The organism is Cellulomonas avistercoris, assembly GCF_014836445.1.
Lineage (GTDB): Bacteria > Actinomycetota > Actinomycetes > Actinomycetales > Cellulomonadaceae > Cellulomonas > Cellulomonas avistercoris.
This window is the reverse complement of sequence record NZ_JACSQV010000005.1, coordinates 63022-82017: the sequence shown is the minus strand read 5'-3', so window position 1 is coordinate 82017 and position 18996 is coordinate 63022. Positions and strand designations below refer to the sequence as shown.

Genomic DNA, 18996 nt, shown 5'->3' with positions numbered 1-18996 from the left:
GACCACGGCAGACTGCTCACCATGAGCGAGCTCACGCTGTGCTGCCTCCTGTGGGCGGCGCCGGGCCACGAGGACGCGATGACGCACTACGAGGACACCGTCCTCGCGCTGGTCGCGGGCCACGGCGGGCAGGTGCTGCAGCGCGTGGTCGGCGACGGCGCCGACGGGCACCCGCACGAGGTGCAGGTCTACCGCTTCGCCGACCGTGCGGCTCTCGACGGGTACCTGGCCGATCCCCGGCGGGTGCACCTGGCTGCCGAGCGTGACCGCGTCGTCGCCCGCACCGAGGTCTTCCCCGTGCAGCTGCGCTGACGGGAGCAGAGCCGACGGGACGTCCCGGCCACCCGCGCCTGCTCCCACCCCGACGAACGACGAAGCGGGACATCCGTGGTGGATGTCCCGCTTCGTACGACGTGGAGCTGAGGGGATTCGAACCCCTGACCCCCTGCATGCCATGCAGGTGCGCTACCAGCTGCGCCACAGCCCCGTGGTCCGCGAGCGGACCTCGACGCCCCTGGGGGCGCCCCGAGAGTCTAGGACGAACGAGCGGCGAAGCGCCAATCGCGTCCGGGCGATCGTCGTGTGACGTGCAACGCGCCGTCAGTCGGGGTCGCGGGTCGCGTCGTCCGCGTCCTGTTCCGCCGGCTCCGGGTCCGGGCCGGCGTTCCAGTCCGCCGACGCGTCGGTCGGGCCGATGTTGTAGCCGAGCAGCCGCCAGGCGGGCTCGACACCCGAGCCCGACGACGTCATCTCCGCCCAGTGGGCGTTGTGCATGCCGACCAGGCCGCGCCATGCCGGCGCCTGGCCGAGGAGCTCCGCCACGAGCGAGCCCAGCGCCGCACCGTGGGAGACGATGACGACGTCGCCCCGACCCGGTGTGCGGGCCACCTGGTCGAGCACCGCCGCGGACACGCGTGCTGCCACGTCCGCGCGCGACTCGGCACCGACCCCGGCCGGATCGCCGCCCGCGCGCCACGCCACGAACTCCCCCGGCCAGCCGGCCTCGATCTCCTGGCCCGTCAGGCCCTCCCAGGCTCCGAACGCCCGCTCACGCAGCCGGGGGTCGAGCTCGACGGGCACGTCCAGCGCGCGGCTGAGGTACGTCGCCGTCTCGACGGCCCGCGTCAGGTCCGAGGCGACGATGCGCACCGGCCGGTGCCGGACGGCCAACCGGGCGGCCGACGTCCGGGCCTGCCAGTGCCCCACCTCGTCCAGCGGGATGTCGATCTGGCCCTGCAGGCGCGCCTGCGAGTTGTACGCGGTGCGCGCGTGCCGCCACAGCAGCAGGCGCTGCGTCACGCGTCCGCCTGCTCGCCACGCTCCTCGGGGGGCAGCTCGATGAGCGGGCAGTCCTTCCAGAGCCGCTCGAGCGCGTAGTACACGCGGTCCTCGGCGTGCTGCACGTGCACCACGATCTCGCCGAAGTCGATGAGCACCCACCGCCCCTGCGCCTTGCCCTCACGGCGCACCGGCTTGGCGCCCAGGTGGTGCAGGGCCTCCTCGACGGCGTCGACGATGCCGCCGACCTGCCGCTCGTTCGTGCCGGAGGCGATGAGGAAGACGTCGGTCAGGACCAGCTGCTCGCTCACGTCGAGCGCGATGATCTCCTGCGCCTTCAGGTCGGAAGCGGCGCGCGCTGCCGCGTGGGCCAGCTCGATCGCGCGGGTGCTCGCAGGCACATGGGCTCCTCGTGTCGTGGGGACGGCGTCGACCGGGTGGTGCGACGCCGCGGGTGGTGCGGGAGACGTCAGGCGGGGCCGGCGACGGAGACCGTCGCGACCGCAGGCGCGGCCGCGGCCTCGGTGCCCGTGCCGTCGGAGCGCGTCTGGATGACGAGCAGCATGATGAGGAAGCCGAGGACGAACGCCACGAGCGCCAGCACCAGCACGTGCAGCCAGGTGTACGGGTGCAGACGGCGCGACGGCTCGTCGTCCTCGTCGTCGTCGTCGTGCAGGTCGTCGTCGTGCGCGGCGCCGGCCGCCCGCGACGCCGCCCACGGCGGGGCTGCCGGCTCGGGAGCCGGCGGCGCGTCCGGGGTACGCGTCCACGCGTCCGGCGACCGCTCGCTCTCCGGTGCCTGCGTGGCGGCGGGCTCGGCCGGCGTCGCTGTGGCCGGAGCGCCGCCCGGCGTCCAGACCGGTGACGGCGCGGGGCGGGACGGGGCGCTGGGCGCCGACGACTGGAACGAGGTGACCGACGGTGCCGCGGCAGGTGCCTGCGCCGGCGAGGACGGTGTCCACGCGGCCGGGGCGGGACCCGCCGGCGGTGCCGACGTCCCCGAGCCCCACGCGGACGTGCGCGGCGGCGCCGCGGACGCCGACGAGGCACCCCCGGCCCAGCTCGGCGCACCCGTCGACGGGGCAGGTCCGCTCTCACGACCCCATCCGGTGCCCTCGGCCGGACGCGGCGTCGCGACGGGCGCGGGCGCCGCGGACGGCTGGCCCCACGTGCCGGCGGGTGCCGGCTGCGGTGCCGCGACAGGGCGGGACGCGGCGCGCCGGTCGGGTGCGGCCTGACCCCGCGCGCCCCAGTCGGACGAGACGGGTGGGGTCGGCGGCGCGGGCGCCGGCCGGGGAGACGGCGCGGGTGCCGACCGCGGGGGTGCCGGGGAGGTCGCCGGCCGGGGCGCGGGCGCCGAGGCGGTGACCGGACGGGCGGCGGGACGGGCAGCCGGCGGTGCCGCGGGCGGCGTCGCCGCACGCGGGGCCGAGGTCGGGTCGAGCGCCGAGTCGCGGTACGAGCGCCGCGACCGCGAGCCGTCGTCGGACGGCGCGCGCGAGCCCGCCGCGGGCGGGCCGGCGGAGACGGGGCCGGGACGCGCAGGCTGCTGGCCGGCGCCCGACGACCACGCGGGGGTGCCCGTCGGACCGGCCGACGACGTGCCGGCCGGTGGTGTCACCAGCCGGCTGCGCATGGCCCGACGCGAGCTCGGGGCAGCCGCATCGTCCCCCGTGGGCGGGGCGGGCTGGGCACCGGGGCCCTGCCCACCGTCCTGGGCCGCACGCTCCATCTCACGACGGCGACGACGCTCTCCGGGTTCACTCATGACGACCTCGATACAACCTGTGCTTGGCGATGTACTGGACAACCCCGTCCGGGACGAGGTACCACACCGGCTCCCCTGCGCGGGCACGCGCACGGACGTCGGACGAGGAGATCGCCAGGGCGGGGACCTCCAGCACGTCGACCCGCCCGGCGGGCAGGCCGTCCACCGACAGCGCGTGGCCCGGGCGGGTGACCGCCACGAACCGCGCCGTGTCGAACAGCTCGGCAGCATCCTTCCACGTGAGGATCTGCGCGATCGCGTCGGCGCCGGTGATGAAGAAGAGGTCGGCGTCCGGACGCTCGGTCTTGAGGTCCCGGAGGGTGTCGACCGTGTAGGTCAGGCCCGCGCGGTCGATGTCGACGCGGCTCACGGTGAAGCGCGGGTTCGACGCGGTCGCGATCACCGTCATGAGGTACCGGTGCTCGGCGGGCGACACCTCGACGTGCTGCTTGAACGTGGGGTTGCCCGTCGGGACGAAGACGACCTCGTCGAGGTCGAAGCGGGCCGCGACCTCGCTGGCCGCGACCAGGTGCCCGTGGTGCACGGGGTCGAACGTGCCGCCCATCACACCGAGGCGTGGGCGGGTGGGGACCTCCGCGGTGGCCGGCACCGTCAGTGGCGCGACCCGACGGAGCGGAACGCGTACGTGACCAGCAGCATCGCGAGCAGGCCCACGAACGCGCCGACGCCGAAGACGGCGGGCGCGAACGGCAGCGCTTCGTTGTGCTCGGCGGCCGTCTCTGCGGCGGCGATGAGGGTGGCGTGCACGTGGTCCTCCTGCTGGTCCTCGTCGGTCCTTGTGTGTCCGTCGCGGCGTCCGAACTCCCTCCCGGAGCCGCAACGACCCAGTGTCGCACGCGGCGCCGGTGGCCCCGGACCACGCCACGACGGTGCACGTCAGGGGCGCACGTGCCCGTCGCCGTGCACGACCCACTTGGTCGTGGTGAGCTCGGCCAGGCCCATCGGGCCGCGAGCGTGCAGCTTCTGCGTCGAGATGCCGATCTCCGCACCCAGACCGAACTGCCCGCCGTCCGTGAACCGGGTCGAGGCGTTGACGATCACGGCGGCAGCGTCGACCTCCGCCACGAACCGCTCGGCGGCGCGCAGGTCCTGCGTCACGATCGCCTCGGTGTGGCCCGTCGACCACCGACGCACGTGCTCGATCGCGGCGTCCAGGCCGTCGACCACGCGCACCGCGAGGTCGAGCGACAGGTACTCGGTCGCCCAGTCGACGTCCGTCGCGGGGACCGTCGCCGCGTCCCGCGGCGCGTGGCGCAGGGTCACGTCGTCCCCGTGCACGGTGACGCCCGCCGCACCCAGCGCGGCGAGCGCCGACGGCAGGAACGCGTCGGCCGCGTCACGGTGCACCAGCAGCGTCTCGAGCGCGTTGCACACCCCGACGCGCTGCGTCTTGGAGTTGAGCAGGATCGCCAGGGCGTCCGCCTGGTCCGCGCTCGCGTCGACGTACAGGTGGCAGTTGCCGACGCCCGTCTCGATGACCGGGACGGTCGCCTCCCGCACGACGGTCGCGATGAGGTCGGCGCCGCCGCGCGGCACCAGCACGTCGACGAGGCCACGGGCGTGCATGAGGGCGACGGCGCCCGGGCGCCCCCAGGCGTCGACCGACTGGACGAGGTCGCCGGGCAGGCCCTGCGCGACGAGCGCGTCCGCGAGGACCTCGACGACCACCTCGTTGCTGCTCGCGGCCGCCGAGCCGCCGCGCAGGACCACCGCGTTGCCGCTCTTCAGCGCGAGGCCCGCGGCGTCCACCGTGACGTTGGGACGCGCCTCGTAGATCATGCCGACCACGCCCATCGGCACGCGCACCTGCCGCAGGCGCAGGCCGTTGGGCAGCGTCGAGCCGCGCACCACCTCACCGACGGGGTCGGGCAGCGCCGCGAGCTCGCGCAGGGCGTCCGCGATCGCCGCGACCCGCTCGGGCGTCAGCGCGAGTCGGTCGAGCAGCCCGGGCGACATGCCGTTCGCTCGGCCACGCTCCAGGTCCTGCGCGTTGGCGGCCAGCACGCGGTCGGTGGCGGCGACCAGCGCGTCGGCCAGCGCACGCAGCGCGGCGTCCTTCGTGGCACGCGTCGCCGTGGCCAGCGCGCGCGAGGCCTCCCGCGCGCGTCGTGCGACGGCGAGGACGGCGACCTCGGGGTCGTCCAGGACGGCGGGCGTCGACTGCTCCAGCGACGTGGTCATGGCGCCAGGTTAGCCGCGCCCCGGCGCGGGACCACGGCTGTCCGCACCTCGGTCCCGCTCGTCCCCCGCGTGACCGTGCTCAGCCGCGCCGGCGGACGAGCACGAGGTCGTCGCGGTGCACGAGCTCACGGTCGTACCCGGCGCCGAGCGCCTCGCGCAGCTCGCCCGTGCTGCGCCCCAGCAGCTGGGGCACCTCCTGCGCGTCGTAGGCGACCAGGCCCCGGGCGACGACGGCACCCGCCGCGTCGACCAGCTCGACCGGGTCGCCGGCCTCGAACTCCCCCTCGACGCCGGTGACACCGGCGGGCAGCAGCGACGTGCGGCGGTCGACGACCGCACGGACGGCGCCCTCGTCGAGGACCAGCCGACCCCGCGTGCGCGCGGCGTGCGCGAGCCACAGCAGGCGGATCGAGCGACGGCGACCCGTCGCGTCGAACCAGGTGCCCACGTCCTGCCCCGTCAGCCCCGCGGCGCCCTGCGCGACGGACGTCAGGAGCACCGGGATGCCGGACTGCGTCGCGATCGCGACCGACTCGAGCTTGGTCAGCATGCCGCCCGTGCCGACGGCGCTGCCGCGGGCCGTGACGTCGATCCCCTCGATCTCGCTGAGGCCCCGCACCTGCGCGATGCGCTGCGAGCCGGCGCGGGACGGCGGTCCCGTGTACAGCGCGTCGACGTCCGTGAGGAGGGCCAGCGCGTCCGCGTGCACCAGGTGGGACACGAGCGCCGCGAGGCGGTCGTTGTCGCCGAACCGGATCTCGTCGGTGGCGACCGCGTCGTTCTCGTTGATGATGGGCACGACGCCCAGGTCGAGCAGCCGCGTCAGCGCCCGGTGCGCGTTGCGGTACTGACCGCGTCGCCAGGTGTCCTCGGCGGTCAGCAGCACCTGCGCGACCGTCAGCCCGTGGGCCGCGAACGCGCGCGTGTAGTGCGCCACGAGAAGCCCCTGGCCGACCGAGGCGGCGGCCTGCTGCGTCGCGAGGTCGCGCGGCCGTGCGGCCAGGCCCAGCGGGCCGATGCCCGCCGCGATGGCGCCGGACGACACCAGCACGACCTGCGTGCCGGCGGCACGCCGCGCCGCGAGCAGGTCCACCACGGCGGCGAGCCGCTGCGGGTCGAGGTGCCCGTCCGCGCTCGTCAGCGACGAGGAGCCGACCTTGACGACGATCCGGCCCGCTCCGGGCAGCTGGTCACGTCCCGACAGGGCGGCGGCACTCACGGCACCCATGATGCCTCGCCGCGCGGGCACCGCCGTGCAGCGACCGCCTCCCGGACGCGCCGTACGCGTCCGGGAGGGGTGCTCACACGTCCGGGTCGGTCCAGACGCCCTGCTCGCGCTCCGTCCACATCTCCGCGCGGGCCGCAGCCTTGGCGTCCATGCGCTCGGTGTACTCGCGGCGCTTCTGCCCACGTGTGGGCCGGGACCGGTCCTCGAGGCGCACGTCGCTGCCGCGCGGCCCGCCGAGCAGCTCCGAGCCCGTCAGGAGCGTGGGCTCCCAGTCGAACACGACGGAGTTCTCGTCGGGCCCGATGCGCACCTCGTCGCCCGCGACCGCACCGGCCTTGTAGAGCGCGTCCTCGACACCCGCACGCGCGAGCCGGTCCGCGAGGTAGCCGACGGCCTCGTCGTTCGCGAAGTCCGTCTGACGCACCCACCGCTCGGGCTTCTCGCCGCGGATCGCGAACCACACCTGACCGCCGCCCTCGCGGCGCTTCACCGTGAAGCCGGAGTCGTCGACGGCGCGGGGGCGCAGCACGACACGCGTCGCCTCGGCGGCCGGGGCCGCCCGGCGCGCGGCCGCGACCCGCTCGGCGAGCGCGAACGTCAGCGCGCGCAGGCCCTCGTGGCTGGCTGCCGAGATCTCGAACACGGGCAGACCGCGGCCCTCGAGCTCGGCGCGGACCAGGTCGGCCAGCTCGCGCGCCTCGGGCACGTCGATCTTGTTGAGCACGACCACGCGGGGGCGCTCGACGAGCGGCACACCGCCCGCCGCGACCTCGAGGTCCTCGGAGTAGGCGGCGAGCTCCGCCTCGATCACGTCGAGGTCGGAGACCGGGTCGCGTCCGGACTCGAGCGTCGCGCAGTCGAGCACGTGGACGACGACCGCGCACCGCTCGATGTGCCGCAGGAACTCCAGACCCAGACCCTTGCCCTGCGACGCCCCGGGGATGAGCCCCGGCACGTCGGCCACCGTGTAGCGGAAGTCGCCGGCCTGGACGACCCCGAGGTTCGGCACGAGGGTCGTGAACGGGTAGTCGGCGATCTTGGGACGCGCAGCGGAGATCGCGGCGACGAGGCTCGACTTGCCTGCGGACGGGAAGCCGACGAGGGCGACGTCGGCGATGGTCTTGAGCTCGAGGACGACCTCGGCCGTCTCCCCCGGCTCCCCCAGCAGGGCGAACCCCGGGGCCTTGCGGCGCGGGGACGCGAGCGCGGCGTTGCCGAGCCCTCCCCGACCACCGGCCGCGACGACGTACCGCGAACCGGCACCGACGAGGTCGGCCAGGACCGTGCCGTCGGGCGCCTTGACGACCGTGCCGTCCGGGACGCCGAGCACGAGGTCCTCGGCGGTCGAGCCGCTGCGGTGGTCGCCCATGCCCTGGGTCCCCGACGCGGCGCGCCGGTGCGGCAGGTGGTGGAACGGCAGCAGCGTCGTGACCTGCGGGTCGACCTCGACGATCACGGAGCCGCCGTTGCCGCCGTTCCCGCCGTCGGGTCCGGCGAGCGGCTTGAACTTCTCGCGGTGGATGGACGCACAACCGTGCCCACCGTCACCGCCGGTCGCGTGCAGCACGACACGGTCGACGAACGTCGCCACGGCTGGACCTCCTTCGTCTTCTCATGCAGATGGTGATCGTCACACGACGAAGGGGCGCACCGCACCGGTGCGCCCCTCGACCGTGAAGCTGGGATTGTGTCGCGACCTCAGACGGACGCGACGATGTCGATGACCTTGCGGCCACGACGCGTGCCGAACGCCACCGAACCGGCGGTCAGCGCGAACAGCGTGTCGTCGCCACCGCGGCCGACGTTGTCGCCCGGGTGGAAGTGCGTGCCGCGCTGGCGGACGATGATCTCGCCGGCCTTGACGACCTGACCACCGAAGCGCTTGACGCCGAGGCGCTGGGCGTTCGAGTCGCGACCGTTGCGCGAGGAGCTCGCGCCCTTCTTGTGTGCCATGACTGACCTGCTCTCCGGATGCTGCGAAAGGGGGGACGGCCGCGTGAGCGGCCGGGGATCACTGGATGCCGGTGACCTTCAGGCGCGTCAGCTTCTGGCGGTGACCCTGGCGCTTGCGGTAGCCGGTCTTGTTCTTGTACTTGAGGATGTCGATCTTGGGACCCTTCTCGTCCCGCACGACCTCCGCCGTCACCGTCACCTTGGCCAGTGCCGCGGCGTCGGTGGTGACCTTCTCACCGTCGACGAGCAGGAGCGCCGGCAGCTGGACCGACGACCCCGCCCCGGCGGCGAGGCGGTCGACGACGACGACGTCGCCGACGGCGACCTTCTCCTGGCGGCCGCCAGCCTTCACGATCGCGTACACCACGTTGCTGCTCATCTCTGCTCGTCGGACCTGCTCATCGGTGCTTCGTGCGTCCTGCTCGTCGGTGCCGCGTGACCCGCCGGTACCCGCGCACCGCCCCACCTCGGGGGCAGGGGGTTCGCGTCGGCGATGCCATCCGCGGCGCCTGCACCGGGACCTGCGCCGTGACCGGCCCGAGTCTCCTCGAGGAATCCGGCACACACCGCTCCCGGTACGCGCGCGACGCACCGACGTTCTAGGGTACGGACCCGCTTGCGCCCGGTCAAACGAGCGGGGCGGACCGCACCTCTCGGCGGGGCGTCGCGCGTGCCGTCACCCCTCGTCGGGCGCCGGCGCCCCCTCCGTCCCCGGGTCCACCACGGCATCGGGCTCGCCGTCGGCGTCCTCGAAGACCTCGGGCGCGACCGCGTGCAGCTCGAGCGGCGCGTCCGTCTCGACGGCGGCCGTCGGGACGGCTCCCGCCGCGGCGGGCTCGACGCCCGCCGTGCTCAGCTCGGCCATGACGTCGAGCGTCCCGAGCTTGCGCGCACCACCTGATCGTGCGCGGCGCGGGGCGCGGGGCGCCTCCACGGGCGCCTCGGCCGGCTCCGCCTCGACCGGTGCGACGTCGACGGGCGACGCGACCTCGGGGGCGTCAGCAGGTGCCGCAGGTGCCTCCTGCGCAGGTGCTGCCGCAGGCGCCGCGGTGTCGCCCGGCGCGGCCTCGTGCTCGTGCGCGTGGGCCGCGGCCGCGGCGATCGTGGCGAGCGTCGCCTTGACGGCCTCCCGCGCCTCGGGGAGCACCGGCAGGGCCGGGTGCGGTGCCGACGCGGCCGGCTCGGCCGAGCCGCGCTTGCGGCGCGCCCGCTTGGACTCCCCCGGCTCCGGGGTCGGCTGCCCGTGCACCTCAGGACGACCGCCCTTGCCGACGGGGTCGGTGTGGACGATGAACCCACGTCCGTGGCAGTGCTCGCACGTCTCGCTGAACGCCTCGACCAGCCCCTGGCCGACGCGCTTGCGCGTCATCTGCACCAGCCCGAGCGACGTCACCTCGGCCACCTGGTGCTTGGTGCGGTCGCGCCCCAGGCACTCGACGAGCCGACGCAGCACCAGGTCGCGGTTCGACTCCAGCACCATGTCGATGAAGTCGATGACGATGATGCCGCCGATGTCGCGCAGGCGGAGCTGGCGCACGATCTCCTCGGCGGCCTCGAGGTTGTTCCGCGTGACCGTCTCCTCCAGCGTGCCGCCCGCACCGGTGAACTTGCCGGTGTTGACGTCGACGACGGTCATCGCCTCGGTCCGGTCGATGACGAGCGAACCGCCCGAGGGCAGCCAGACCTTGCGGTCCATCCCCTTGGCGAGCTGCTCGTCGACGCGGTGCACCGTGAAGACGTCCTGCGTGCCGGTCCACTTCTCGGTCCGCGCGGCCAGGTCGGGGGCCAGCTCGCCGACGTACGTCGAGATGGTCGACCAGGCGTCGTCGCCCTGCACGACGAGCGAGGAGAAGTCGTCGTTGAAGATGTCGCGCACGACGCGGATCGCCATGTCGGGCTCACCCTGCAGCAGCGCGGGGGCGTTGGCGGTCTTGCGCTTCTTCTCGATCGCCTCCCACTGGCCCTGCAGACGAGCGACGTCGGCGCGCAGCTCGTCCTCGCTCGCCCCCTCGGCGGCCGTGCGCACGATGACGCCGGCCGAGTCGGGCACGAGGTCGCGCAGGATCTTCTTGAGGCGCGAGCGCTCGGTGTCGGGCAGCTTGCGGCTGATGCCGGTCATCCCGCCGCCGGGCACGTACACCAGGTACCGGCCCGCGAGCGTGATCTGGCTGGTCAGTCGAGCGCCCTTGTGGCCGATGGGGTCCTTGGTCACCTGGACCAGCACCGCGTCGCCGGACTTCAGGGCCTGCTCGATGCGGCGCGGCTGGCCGCCCTCGAGCCCGGCGGCGTCCCAGTTCACCTCACCCGCGTACAGGACCGCGTTGCGGCCCTTGCCCACGTCGACGAACGCCGCCTCCATGCTCGGCAGCACGTTCTGCACGCGACCGAGGTACACGTTGCCGACCATCGACGCCTGCGCCTGGTTCGAGACGTAGTGCTCCACGAGCACCCCGTCCTCGAGGACCGCGATCTGGGTGCGCGCGTCGAGCTCGCGCACGACCATGGTCCGCTCGACGGCCTCGCGACGGGCGAGGAACTCCGCCTCGGTGATGACCTGACGGCGACGGCCGGCGTCGCGCCCCTCGCGGCGCCGCTGGCGCTTCGCCTCGAGACGCGTCGACCCGCGCAGGGCCGTGACCTCGTCGCTGCTCGTGCGCCGACGCGGCTCCTCGGCCACCTCGCCGCGGGCCCCGCGGCGACGGCGCCGACGGCGGCGGCTCGACCCGCTGCCGTCGTCGTCGCCCGCGTCCTCGGACGTCTCGGCCTCGGCGGGCGCTTCCGGCTCGTCCTCGGTCGTCTGCTCGTCGGTGCTCTCGTCGCTGCCGGGCGCGTCGGCGCGCCCGCGGCGGCCCCGACCGCCGCGACGCCTGCGGCGGCGCGGCAACGACGCGTCGTCGTCGGCCCCGTCGTCCTCACGGTCGTCGTCGCGTGCGTCGTCGTCGCCCTCGCCCTCGTCGGCCCCGGCGGGGGTCTCGGCGGCAGGCGGCTCGAGCTCGTCGGTGTCGCCGTCGTCGGCGGGCTGCGCGTCCTCGACGTCGGCGGAGGCCTTGCGCCCGCGACCGCCGCGACGCCGTCGCGTCCGGCCGGCGCTCTCGTCGGGGGCGTCCTCGACGACCGTGCGGACGCTCTCGTCCGCCGCGGCGTCGTCGACCGCGAGCTGCTCCTCGGCCTCGGCGCGCGCCGACTCCGAGATCTCCTGCGGCGAACCCGCCGAGGACTGCGCACGCCGGCGGCGCGGCCGCGACGTGGGCTCGGGCGCCTGGAACAGCAGCGCGGTCGTCGCGAGTCGTGCGCGCGACTCCGGCTCCTCCGTGCGGACCGGGCCCAGCTCGGCGAGCACGTCCAGCGGCGCGTCCGTGCGCGGTGCGTCCGTCGGCTCCTCGACGGGGGCCGGGGCGACGTCGCCCGCGGCCTCGTCGGTGCCCGCGTCCTGCGCGGACCGGCCCGTGCGACCACCTCGGCGACCGGAACGGCGTCGGCGCGGCGCCTTCTCGTCGGTGTTCTCCGCGGCGACGTCGACGGCCTCGGGCTCGTCGACGGGTGCCGGCTCCTCGACCGCGGCGGGCTCGTCGCCCGCGGCGACGTCCGCCGTCGCCTCGTCGTCCTGCGGCTCGTCCACCTCGACCGGCGCGTCCGGGACCTCCTCCACGACGGGCGCGTCCGCGACCGGCGCGTCCTGCACCGTCGGGGCGGCGACGTCGTCGAGCACGACGGTGCGCGTCACACGGCGCGAGCGCCGGGCGCGGGTCGTCGCCGCCGGCGCCGCTGCGGGCTCGGGCGCCTCCGCCGGAGCGGGAGCCTGCGGCTCGGCCGCGACCGGGGCGGTCTCGACGGGCGGCGCGGCGGGTGCCACGTCGGCCTGCGCCTCGGCGGGTGCCGGGGTGCCGGGCGTCACGACGTCCCGGACGACACGGCGGCGCCGCTTCTTCGGGGCCGCATCGCCTGCGTCGACGGCGTCGGTGTTCTCGGGGCTGTTCACGGGAGACAAAGCGCGTACTCCTGAGCACCGGGGGCCCCGCCCACACGACGTGCGCCCCCGGGCGGTCGGTCGTCGCTCGCGGCCGGTGGACCCGGTGCGGCGACGGAAGTCGTCGGTCCGGCTGCCGCCCGTCCGGCGCCATCGCCTGCCAGGCCGTCTCGGGGCTCCGGGCTGGAGCCCGCCGAGGGCGGGGCGGCGGCTGGCCTGCACGGTCACTGCTGCGGCGAGCTCGTCGGTCCCGACGGTGTGGGCGCCAGGACCAGTGACGAGTATCGCACAGGACCCCGGCTCCGCCGTTCGTCCGCGGGTGAGATCACGACGTGTCGTCAGCACGCGGGACCTTCGTCCCGGCGCGCGGCGGCCACCAGGCCTACCTTCGAAGTGGCGGTACCGGTACGCGCGCGCCCCCGTCGCGCCTCCGGACGCCGCCCGTCCGGCAAGCACGACCCGCCCCTCGCACCCGCCCGGAGACCCCGTGGACGCCCTCGACCTGGCCCGCTGGCAGTTCGGCATCACGACCGTCTACCACTTCATCTTCGTCCCCCTGACGATCGGCCTGTCGCCCCTGGTCGCGATCATGCAGACCGCCTGGGTCCGCACCGGCAACGAGCGGTGGCTGCGGCTCACCAAGTTCTTCGGCAAGCTCCTGCTCATCAACTTCGCGATCGGCGTGGCGACCGGCATCGTGCAGGAGTTCCAGTTCGGCATGAACTGGTCCGAGTACTCGCGGTTCGTCGGCGACGTGTTCGGCGCCCCCCTGGCGATGGAGGCGCTCGCGGCCTTCTTCGTCGAGTCGACCTTCCTCGGCCTGTGGATCTTCGGCTGGGACAAGCTGCCGAAGAAGATCCACCTCGCGTGCATCTGGGCCGTGGCGATCGCGACGAACCTCTCGGCCTACTTCATCCTGGCCGCCAACTCCTGGATGCAGCACCCCGTCGGGACCACGTTCAACATGGAGACGGGCCGGGCGGAGATGACCGACATCGTCGCGGTCCTCACCAACTCCACCCTCCTGGCGGCGTTCCCGCACACGATCTCGGCCGCGTTCCTCACCGCCGGCACCTTCGTCGCCGGCATCGCGGCCTGGTGGATGGTGCGGCTGGTCCGCACGGGGCAGACCGACAAGGCCCGCGACGTCTACCGCCCGGCCGTCGTGCTCGGGCTCGTCACGATGCTCGTCTCGGGCGCCGGCGTCGCGCTGTCGGGCGACTGGCAGGCCAAGCTCATGTTCGAGCAGCAGCCCGCGAAGATGGCCGCCGCCGAGGGCCTGTGCACCTCCCAGAACGGCGCACCGTTCTCGATCCTGGCGATCGGCGACCTCACCAACGACTGCGACGGCGTGCGCCACATCCTCGAGGTGCCGGGCCTGACGTCGTTCCTCGCGACGAACGACTTCGACGCGCCCATCCGCGGCGTGGACGAGCTCCAGGAGCAGTACTCGCAGTGGATCACCGAGTGGGACGAGGCCAACGGCGTGTCGTCCGGTGTCGACGAGGACACGCGCTTCTACCCCAACCTCGCGGTGACCTACTGGTCGTTCCGGCTCATGATCGGGCTGGGGGCCGGCTCCGCCGCCCTGTCGCTGGCGGCCCTGTGGCTGCTGCGCCGCAAGGGCTCGGTCACCGGCAACGTCTGGTTCGGCCGGCTCGGCCTGGCGGCCATCGCGACGCCGTTCCTCGCCTCGGCGTTCGGCTGGATCTTCACCGAGATGGGCCGTCAGCCGTGGGTCGTCGCGCCCAACCCCGACGCGTCGGGCGTCGACGGCGTGTGGCTGCTGACGGCGCGCGGCGTCAGCGAGGTCGTCAGCCCCGGCATGGTCCTGTTCTCGATGGTCGGGTTCACGCTGCTGTACGGCGTGCTCATGGTCGTGTGGTTCCGGCTCATGAAGCGCTACGCGGTCCAGGGCGTCGCGGACACCGAGCACGACCCGAGCCCCGAGGCCAACCCGCCGTCCGACGACGCCGACGGCACCGCCCGTCCGCTGTCCTTCGCCTACTGAGGAGACCGTCATGGACCTCCCCGTCGTCTGGTTCCTCCTCATCGCGGTCCTGTGGACCGGGTACCTCGTCCTCGAGGGCTTCGACTTCGGCGTCGGCATGCTGCTGGCGATCCTGCCCCGGGGTGACAAGGCGCGCCGCGAGAAGGAGCGCCGGCTGATGATCAACACCGTCGGCCCGGTGTGGGACGGCAACGAGGTGTGGCTGCTCACGGCGGGCGGCGCGACCTTCGCGGCGTTCCCCGAGTGGTACGCCACGCTGTTCTCGGGCTTCTACCTGCCGCTGTTCCTCATCCTGATCGCGCTGATCGTGCGCGTCGTCGCCTTCGAGTGGCGCGGCAAGATCGACGACCCCGTGTGGCGGGCGTGGGCCGACCGCGCGCTGATGTTCGGCTCGTTCGTGCCCGCGCTGCTGTGGGGCGTCGCGTTCGCGAACCTCGTGCGCGGCGTCGAGCTCGACGCGAACCACCAGTACGTCGGCGGGTTCTTCGCCCTGCTGTCGCCGTTCGCGCTGCTCGGCGGGCTCGTCACCCTCAGCCTCTTCCTCACGCACGGCGCGATCTTCCTCGCGATGAAGGTGGACGGCGACATGCGGGAGCGTGCCGGCGCGTTCGCCGCGCGCAGCTCCGTGGCGACGCTCGTCCTCGCCGGCGCGTGGGCCGTGTGGGCGCAGCTGGCGTACAGCGGCAAGGGCTGGACGTGGGCGGCCGTCCTGGTCGCCGCGGCGGCGCTCGTCCTCGTCGTCGCCGCCACGCGGTTGCGCCGCGAGGGCCTGGCGTTCGCGGGCTCGGCCGTCGCGATCGTCGCCGCCGTCGTCCTCATCTTCGGCTCGATGTTCCCCGACGTCATGCCGGCGTTCGACCCCGCGAACTCCCTCACGGTCGACAACGCGTCGTCCACCGACTACACGCTCACCGTCATGACGTGGGTCGCGGCGTTCCTCACGCCCGTCGTGCTGCTCTACCAGGGCTGGACGTACTGGGTCTTCCGCAAGCGCCTGACGATCGAGCACATCCCCGAGGCGACGGGCCTCACGTTCGACCGTGTCGTCTCGCGGTCCTGACGCGGGGTCGCGAGACGCGTGAAGCCCCTCGACCCCCGGCTGCTGCGGTACGCGCGCTCGGCGCGCGGCTACCTCGCCCTGACCGTCGGTCTCGGTCTGGTCACGGGTGCCCTGGTCGTGGCGCAGGCGCTGCTCCTGGCGCACGCGCTCGGCTCGGCGGTCGCCGAGGGTGCGTCGCTCGCGCAGGTCGCGCCGCTCGTCGGGTGGCTCGTGCTCGTCGTCGTGCTGCGCGCGCTGACCGCCGCCGTCCAGGAGCGCTACGCCCACCGTGCCGCGACGCGCGCGGTGGCCCAGCTCCGTGAGCGCGTCGTCGCGCACGCCGCCGCCGTCGGGCCGCGGCGGGCCGCGCCCGGCGACCCCGCCGGACTCGTGACGCTCGCGACGCGCGGGCTCGAGGCGCTCGAGCCGTACTTCGTGCGGTACCTGCCCCAGCTCGTGCTCGCCGCCACCCTCACGCCCGCGACCCTGTGCGTGGTGCTGGGCCTCGACTGGGTCTCGGCCGTGATCATCGCGGTCACCGTGCCGCTCGTGCCGGTGTTCATGTGGCTCGTGGGCGTCATGACCCAGGGGCGCTCGGAGCGCGGGCTGGCCACCATGCAACGCCTCGCCTCGCAGGTGCTGGACCTGCTCGCCGGGCTGACGACGCTGCGGGCGTTCGGCCGCGAGCGCGGCCCCGTCGCGCGCGTCCGTGAGCTCGGCGACGCGCACCGTCGGGCCACCATGGGCACGCTGCGGATCGCCTTCCTGTCGGGCATGGTGCTCGAGCTCCTGACGACCCTGTCCGTCGCGCTCGTGGCGGTCGGCATCGGCCTGCGCCTCGTCTACGGCGAGATCGACCTCGTCACCGGGCTCGCCGTGCTCGTGCTGGCGCCCGAGGTCTTCCTCCCGCTGCGGCAGGTGGGCGCCCACTTCCACGCCTCGACGGACGGCGTCGCGGCCGCCGACCGCGCCTTCGCGGTGCTCGAGGTCCCGGTCCCCGAGGCGGGCACGCGCCCGGCCCCGGACCTCGCGCACGGTGCCGTGCGCGCTCGCGGCGTCGCGGTGCGCTCGCGAGGCGGCTGGGCACCGGCACCGGTCGACGTGGACCTCGTCCCGGGCCGGGTCGTCGCCCTCGTCGGCCCGTCCGGCGCGGGCAAGTCGACGACGGTCGAGGTGCTGCTCGGGCTGCTCGCCCCGGACGCCGGACGCGTCACGCTCGTCGCAGCGGACGGCACCGCGACCGACCTCGCCGACGTCGACCTGCACGACTACTGGCGCCAGGTGACGTGGCTCCCCCAGCGTCCGGTGCTGGAGCCGGGCACGCTCGCCGAGGTCCTGGGCGCGGCGACACCCGACGAGCGCGACCGCGCCGCAGCGCTCACCGGTCTCGACGCGGTGGTCGCGTCGCTGCCCGACGGGTGGTCGACCGTGCTGGGCAGCGGCGGGACCGGCCTGAGCGTCGGTCAGCGGCAGCGTCTCGCGCTGACCCGCGCGCTGCTGCGCCCGAGCCCCGTCGTCGTGCTGGACGAGCCGACGGCGCACCTCGACGCCGCCGGCGAGCAGGTCGTGCTCGCGACCCTCGACGCGCTGCGTGCGGCGGGCTGTGCCGTGCTGCTCGTCGCGCACCGGGCCTCGCTCGCGAGCCGCGCCGACGACGTCGTCCACGTCGCGTCGACCCCCGACGCCGTGACGACCGGCGCTGGTGCGCCGACCGGGGACCCCGGAGCGCCGCGATGACGGCGCCGGCCCCGCTCCCCGCGGCCCGACCCGCGCCCGGCACGCTGCGTCGCGCCGTGCGGCTGCTCGACGTCGACCCGCGACGTGCCGCCCTGGCGGTCCTGCTCGGGACGCTGGCGCTCGGCTCGGCGGTCGCGCTCGCCGCGGTGTCCGCCTGGCTCATCGCGCGGGCGTCACAGATGCCACCCGTGCTCGAGCTCTCCGTCGCGACCGTGGCGGTCCGGGCGTTCGGCATCGGGCGCGGGGTCATGCGGTACCTCGAGCGGCTGGTGTCGCACGACATCGCGCTGCGGGGCATGGCGCACCTGCGCGCGACCCTCTACGAGCGGCTCGCGGCCGGGTCCCCGCAGACGCTGCTCGCGGTGCGGCGCGGCGACCTGCTGGCCCGTGTGGGCGCCGACGTGGACGCCGTCGGCGACGTGGTCGTCCGCGGCCTGCTGCCCGCGGCCGTCGCCCTGACGCTCGGCACCGGCACGACCGTGGCGATGGCGCTGTTCTGGCCCCCCGCGGGGCTGGCGCTCGGCGTCTGCCTGCTCGCCGCCGGGGTCCTCGCCCCCTGGCTCACGGCACGTGGCGCACGCACGGCCGAGGCCCGCGGCGTGCAGGCGCGGGCCCGCATGAGCGCGACGTCGCTGGGCGTGCTCGACGACGCCGGTCCGCTCGCGGTGTCGGGACGCCTGGGCGGTGAGCTGGACGCGCTGCGCGCCGCCGACGCGGACCTGGCGCGCGCGGCGGACGCCGGAGCCCGCCCGGCGGCTCTCGCGGCGGCGGTGGGCCAGCTCGCGGTCGGCGCGGCCGTGGTCGCGGCGCTCGTCACGGGTGTGCCGGCCGTCGGGGCGGGGCTGGTCTCGCCGGTCGAGCTGGCCGTCGTCGTCCTGACGCCGCTGGCGGCGTTCGAGGCGACGTCGCTGCTGCCGGCGGCCGCCGTGCAGCTGCAGCGCTCACGTGCCGCCGCGGCCCGGGTGCTCGCACTCCTCGACGCCCCGGGCTCGGCGCCCGCGCCCACGAGCGGCCCGCGGCCCGCGGCGGCCGCGGTGGACCTCCCGACGCCGGGACGCCGGCCCGTGCTCGTCGCGACGGGCCTCGCCTGCGGCTGGCCGGGTCGCCCACCCGCGCTGCGCGACGTCGACCTCACGCTCGCGCCCGGCGGACGCCTGGCGGTCGTCGGGCCCAGCGGGGAGGGCAAGACGACGCTCCTGCTGACCCTCGCGGGTCTCCTGCCCCCCGTCGCGGGCAGCGTCACCCTCGACGGCGTCCCGCTGTCGACGGCAGGTCCCGGGCGTGTGGTCGGTGACGTCGTCATGACCGGTGAGGACGCCCACGTGTTCGGTACGTCCGTCCTGGAGAACCTGCGGGTGGCCCGCGGCGACGTGACGCCCGCCGAGGCGACCGACGCGCTGCGGCGGGTGGGGCTCGGTCCCTGGCTCGCGGGGTTGCCCGACGGTCTCGACACGCTCGTCGGCTCTGACGCGCGCACCGTGTCCGGCGGTGAGCGCCGCCGCCTCCTGCTGGCGCGCGCCCTGCTGTCCGACGCACCGCTGCTGCTGGTCGACGAGCCGGCCGAGCACCTCGACGCCGCCACGGCCGACGCGGTGCTGCACGAGCTGTGGCACGCTCCCGCGACGCGGCAGGGCACCGCGCGCGGCGTGCTGGTCGTCAGCCACCGCCTCGGCCCGCTCGCGGCCGCGGACGAGGTCCTGTGGCTCACGGACGGACGCGTCGCCGCGCGCGGCACGCACGCGCACCTCGTGGCCCACGTGCCGGACTACGGTGAGGCCGTGCAGTCCGAGCAGCAGGAGACGTCGTGAGCGAG

16 protein-coding genes and 1 tRNA gene are annotated in these 18996 nt (G+C 75.0%); 5 read left to right on the top strand and 12 right to left on the bottom strand.

Features of this window, described 5'->3' with window-relative positions; translation table 11 throughout:
• The first annotated feature begins 21 nt into the window (after positions 1-21).
• Positions 22-312 (top strand): hypothetical protein, encoded by a 291-nt coding sequence (locus H9657_RS07370; protein WP_191781933.1) that lies wholly within the window; start codon positions 22-24, stop codon positions 310-312.
• Positions 313-414: 102 nt separating this feature from the next.
• Here H9657_RS07370 and H9657_RS07365 read toward each other — a convergent pair.
• The 12 genes from H9657_RS07365 to H9657_RS07310 all read right to left on the bottom strand — a co-directional run bounded on the left by H9657_RS07365 (position 415) and on the right by H9657_RS07310 (position 12417).
• Positions 415-487, bottom strand: a tRNA-Ala gene (locus H9657_RS07365).
• Positions 488-600: 113 nt separating this feature from the next.
• Positions 601-1299 carry a histidine phosphatase family protein gene (locus H9657_RS07360; protein ID WP_191781931.1) on the bottom strand — a complete coding sequence of 233 codons (699 nt, stop codon included), beginning with the start codon at positions 1297-1299 and terminating at the stop codon, positions 601-603.
• Positions 1296-1679, bottom strand: coding sequence for a ribosome silencing factor (rsfS, locus tag H9657_RS07355; RefSeq protein WP_191781928.1), 384 nt, complete (start codon positions 1677-1679; stop codon positions 1296-1298). The genes H9657_RS07360 and rsfS overlap by 4 nt, the downstream gene beginning before the upstream one ends.
• Positions 1680-1747: 68 nt before the next feature.
• The gene (locus H9657_RS07350) at positions 1748-2914 is read right to left on the bottom strand and encodes a hypothetical protein (RefSeq protein ID WP_191781926.1); all 1167 of its coding nucleotides are present in this window, start codon (positions 2912-2914) and stop codon (positions 1748-1750) included.
• A gap of 124 nt (positions 2915-3038) precedes the next feature.
• Positions 3039-3656: a nicotinate-nucleotide adenylyltransferase gene (gene nadD, locus H9657_RS07345; protein WP_191781924.1), complete on the bottom strand. Its 618-nt coding sequence runs from the start codon at positions 3654-3656 to the stop codon at positions 3039-3041.
• A 2-nt stretch (positions 3657-3658) separates the two neighbouring features.
• The gene (locus tag H9657_RS07340) at positions 3659-3814 is read right to left on the bottom strand and encodes a hypothetical protein (protein WP_191781922.1); all 156 of its coding nucleotides are present in this window, start codon (positions 3812-3814) and stop codon (positions 3659-3661) included.
• Between the two features lie 129 nt (positions 3815-3943).
• Positions 3944-5248 carry a glutamate-5-semialdehyde dehydrogenase gene (locus H9657_RS07335; protein WP_191781920.1) on the bottom strand — a complete coding sequence of 435 codons (1305 nt, stop codon included), beginning with the start codon at positions 5246-5248 and terminating at the stop codon, positions 3944-3946.
• A gap of 79 nt (positions 5249-5327) precedes the next feature.
• The gene (gene proB / locus H9657_RS07330; protein WP_191781918.1) at positions 5328-6476 is read right to left on the bottom strand and encodes a glutamate 5-kinase; all 1149 of its coding nucleotides are present in this window, start codon (positions 6474-6476) and stop codon (positions 5328-5330) included.
• 73 nt (positions 6477-6549) lie between these two features.
• The gene (obgE, locus tag H9657_RS07325) at positions 6550-8067 is read right to left on the bottom strand and encodes a GTPase ObgE (protein ID WP_191781915.1); all 1518 of its coding nucleotides are present in this window, start codon (positions 8065-8067) and stop codon (positions 6550-6552) included.
• A gap of 107 nt (positions 8068-8174) precedes the next feature.
• A complete protein-coding gene (gene rpmA / locus H9657_RS07320; protein ID WP_191781913.1) occupies positions 8175-8429 on the bottom strand; it encodes a 50S ribosomal protein L27 in 255 nt (84 codons plus the stop codon).
• Positions 8430-8487: 58 nt separating this feature from the next.
• Positions 8488-8796, bottom strand: coding sequence for a 50S ribosomal protein L21 (rplU, locus tag H9657_RS07315; RefSeq protein ID WP_208195757.1), 309 nt, complete (start codon positions 8794-8796; stop codon positions 8488-8490).
• Between the two features lie 309 nt (positions 8797-9105).
• The gene (locus tag H9657_RS07310; protein ID WP_225214854.1) at positions 9106-12417 is read right to left on the bottom strand and encodes an Rne/Rng family ribonuclease; all 3312 of its coding nucleotides are present in this window, start codon (positions 12415-12417) and stop codon (positions 9106-9108) included.
• Between the two features lie 466 nt (positions 12418-12883).
• Here H9657_RS07310 and H9657_RS07305 point away from each other — a divergent pair, with 466 nt between their 5' ends.
• The 4 genes from H9657_RS07305 to cydC are packed head-to-tail and all read left to right on the top strand — an operon-like array spanning position 12884 to position 18991.
• Positions 12884-14407 carry a cytochrome ubiquinol oxidase subunit I gene (locus H9657_RS07305; protein ID WP_191781907.1) on the top strand — a complete coding sequence of 508 codons (1524 nt, stop codon included), beginning with the start codon at positions 12884-12886 and terminating at the stop codon, positions 14405-14407.
• Positions 14408-14417: 10 nt separating this feature from the next.
• Positions 14418-15467 carry a cytochrome d ubiquinol oxidase subunit II gene (gene cydB, locus H9657_RS07300; RefSeq protein WP_191781905.1) on the top strand — a complete coding sequence of 350 codons (1050 nt, stop codon included), beginning with the start codon at positions 14418-14420 and terminating at the stop codon, positions 15465-15467.
• 18 nt (positions 15468-15485) lie between these two features.
• Positions 15486-17183 (top strand): thiol reductant ABC exporter subunit CydD, encoded by a 1698-nt coding sequence (gene cydD, locus H9657_RS07295; protein ID WP_191781903.1) that lies wholly within the window; start codon positions 15486-15488, stop codon positions 17181-17183.
• On the top strand, positions 17180-18991 hold the full coding sequence (cydC, locus tag H9657_RS07290; RefSeq protein ID WP_191781901.1) for a thiol reductant ABC exporter subunit CydC: 1812 nt from the start codon (positions 17180-17182) through the stop codon (positions 18989-18991). Before cydD ends, cydC begins: the two co-directional genes overlap by 4 nt.
• The last annotated feature ends 5 nt before the right edge of the window (positions 18992-18996 follow it).

Excerpts from the sequence above, each read along its gene's own strand:
- H9657_RS07370 (WP_191781933.1), top strand. The coding sequence starts at position 22 with ATGAGCGAGCTCACGCTGTGCTGCCTCCTGTGGGCGGCGCCGGGCCAC.
- H9657_RS07350 (WP_191781926.1), bottom strand. The coding sequence starts at position 2,914 with ATGCGCAGCCGGCTGGTGACACCACCGGCCGGCACGTCGTCGGCCGGT.
- H9657_RS07335 (WP_191781920.1), bottom strand. The coding sequence starts at position 5,248 with ATGACCACGTCGCTGGAGCAGTCGACGCCCGCCGTCCTGGACGACCCC.
- proB (WP_191781918.1), bottom strand. The coding sequence starts at position 6,476 with ATGGGTGCCGTGAGTGCCGCCGCCCTGTCGGGACGTGACCAGCTGCCC.
- rpmA (WP_191781913.1), bottom strand. The coding sequence starts at position 8,429 with ATGGCACACAAGAAGGGCGCGAGCTCCTCGCGCAACGGTCGCGACTCG.
- cydB (WP_191781905.1), top strand. The coding sequence starts at position 14,418 with ATGGACCTCCCCGTCGTCTGGTTCCTCCTCATCGCGGTCCTGTGGACC.
- cydC (WP_191781901.1), top strand. The coding sequence starts at position 17,180 with ATGACGGCGCCGGCCCCGCTCCCCGCGGCCCGACCCGCGCCCGGCACG.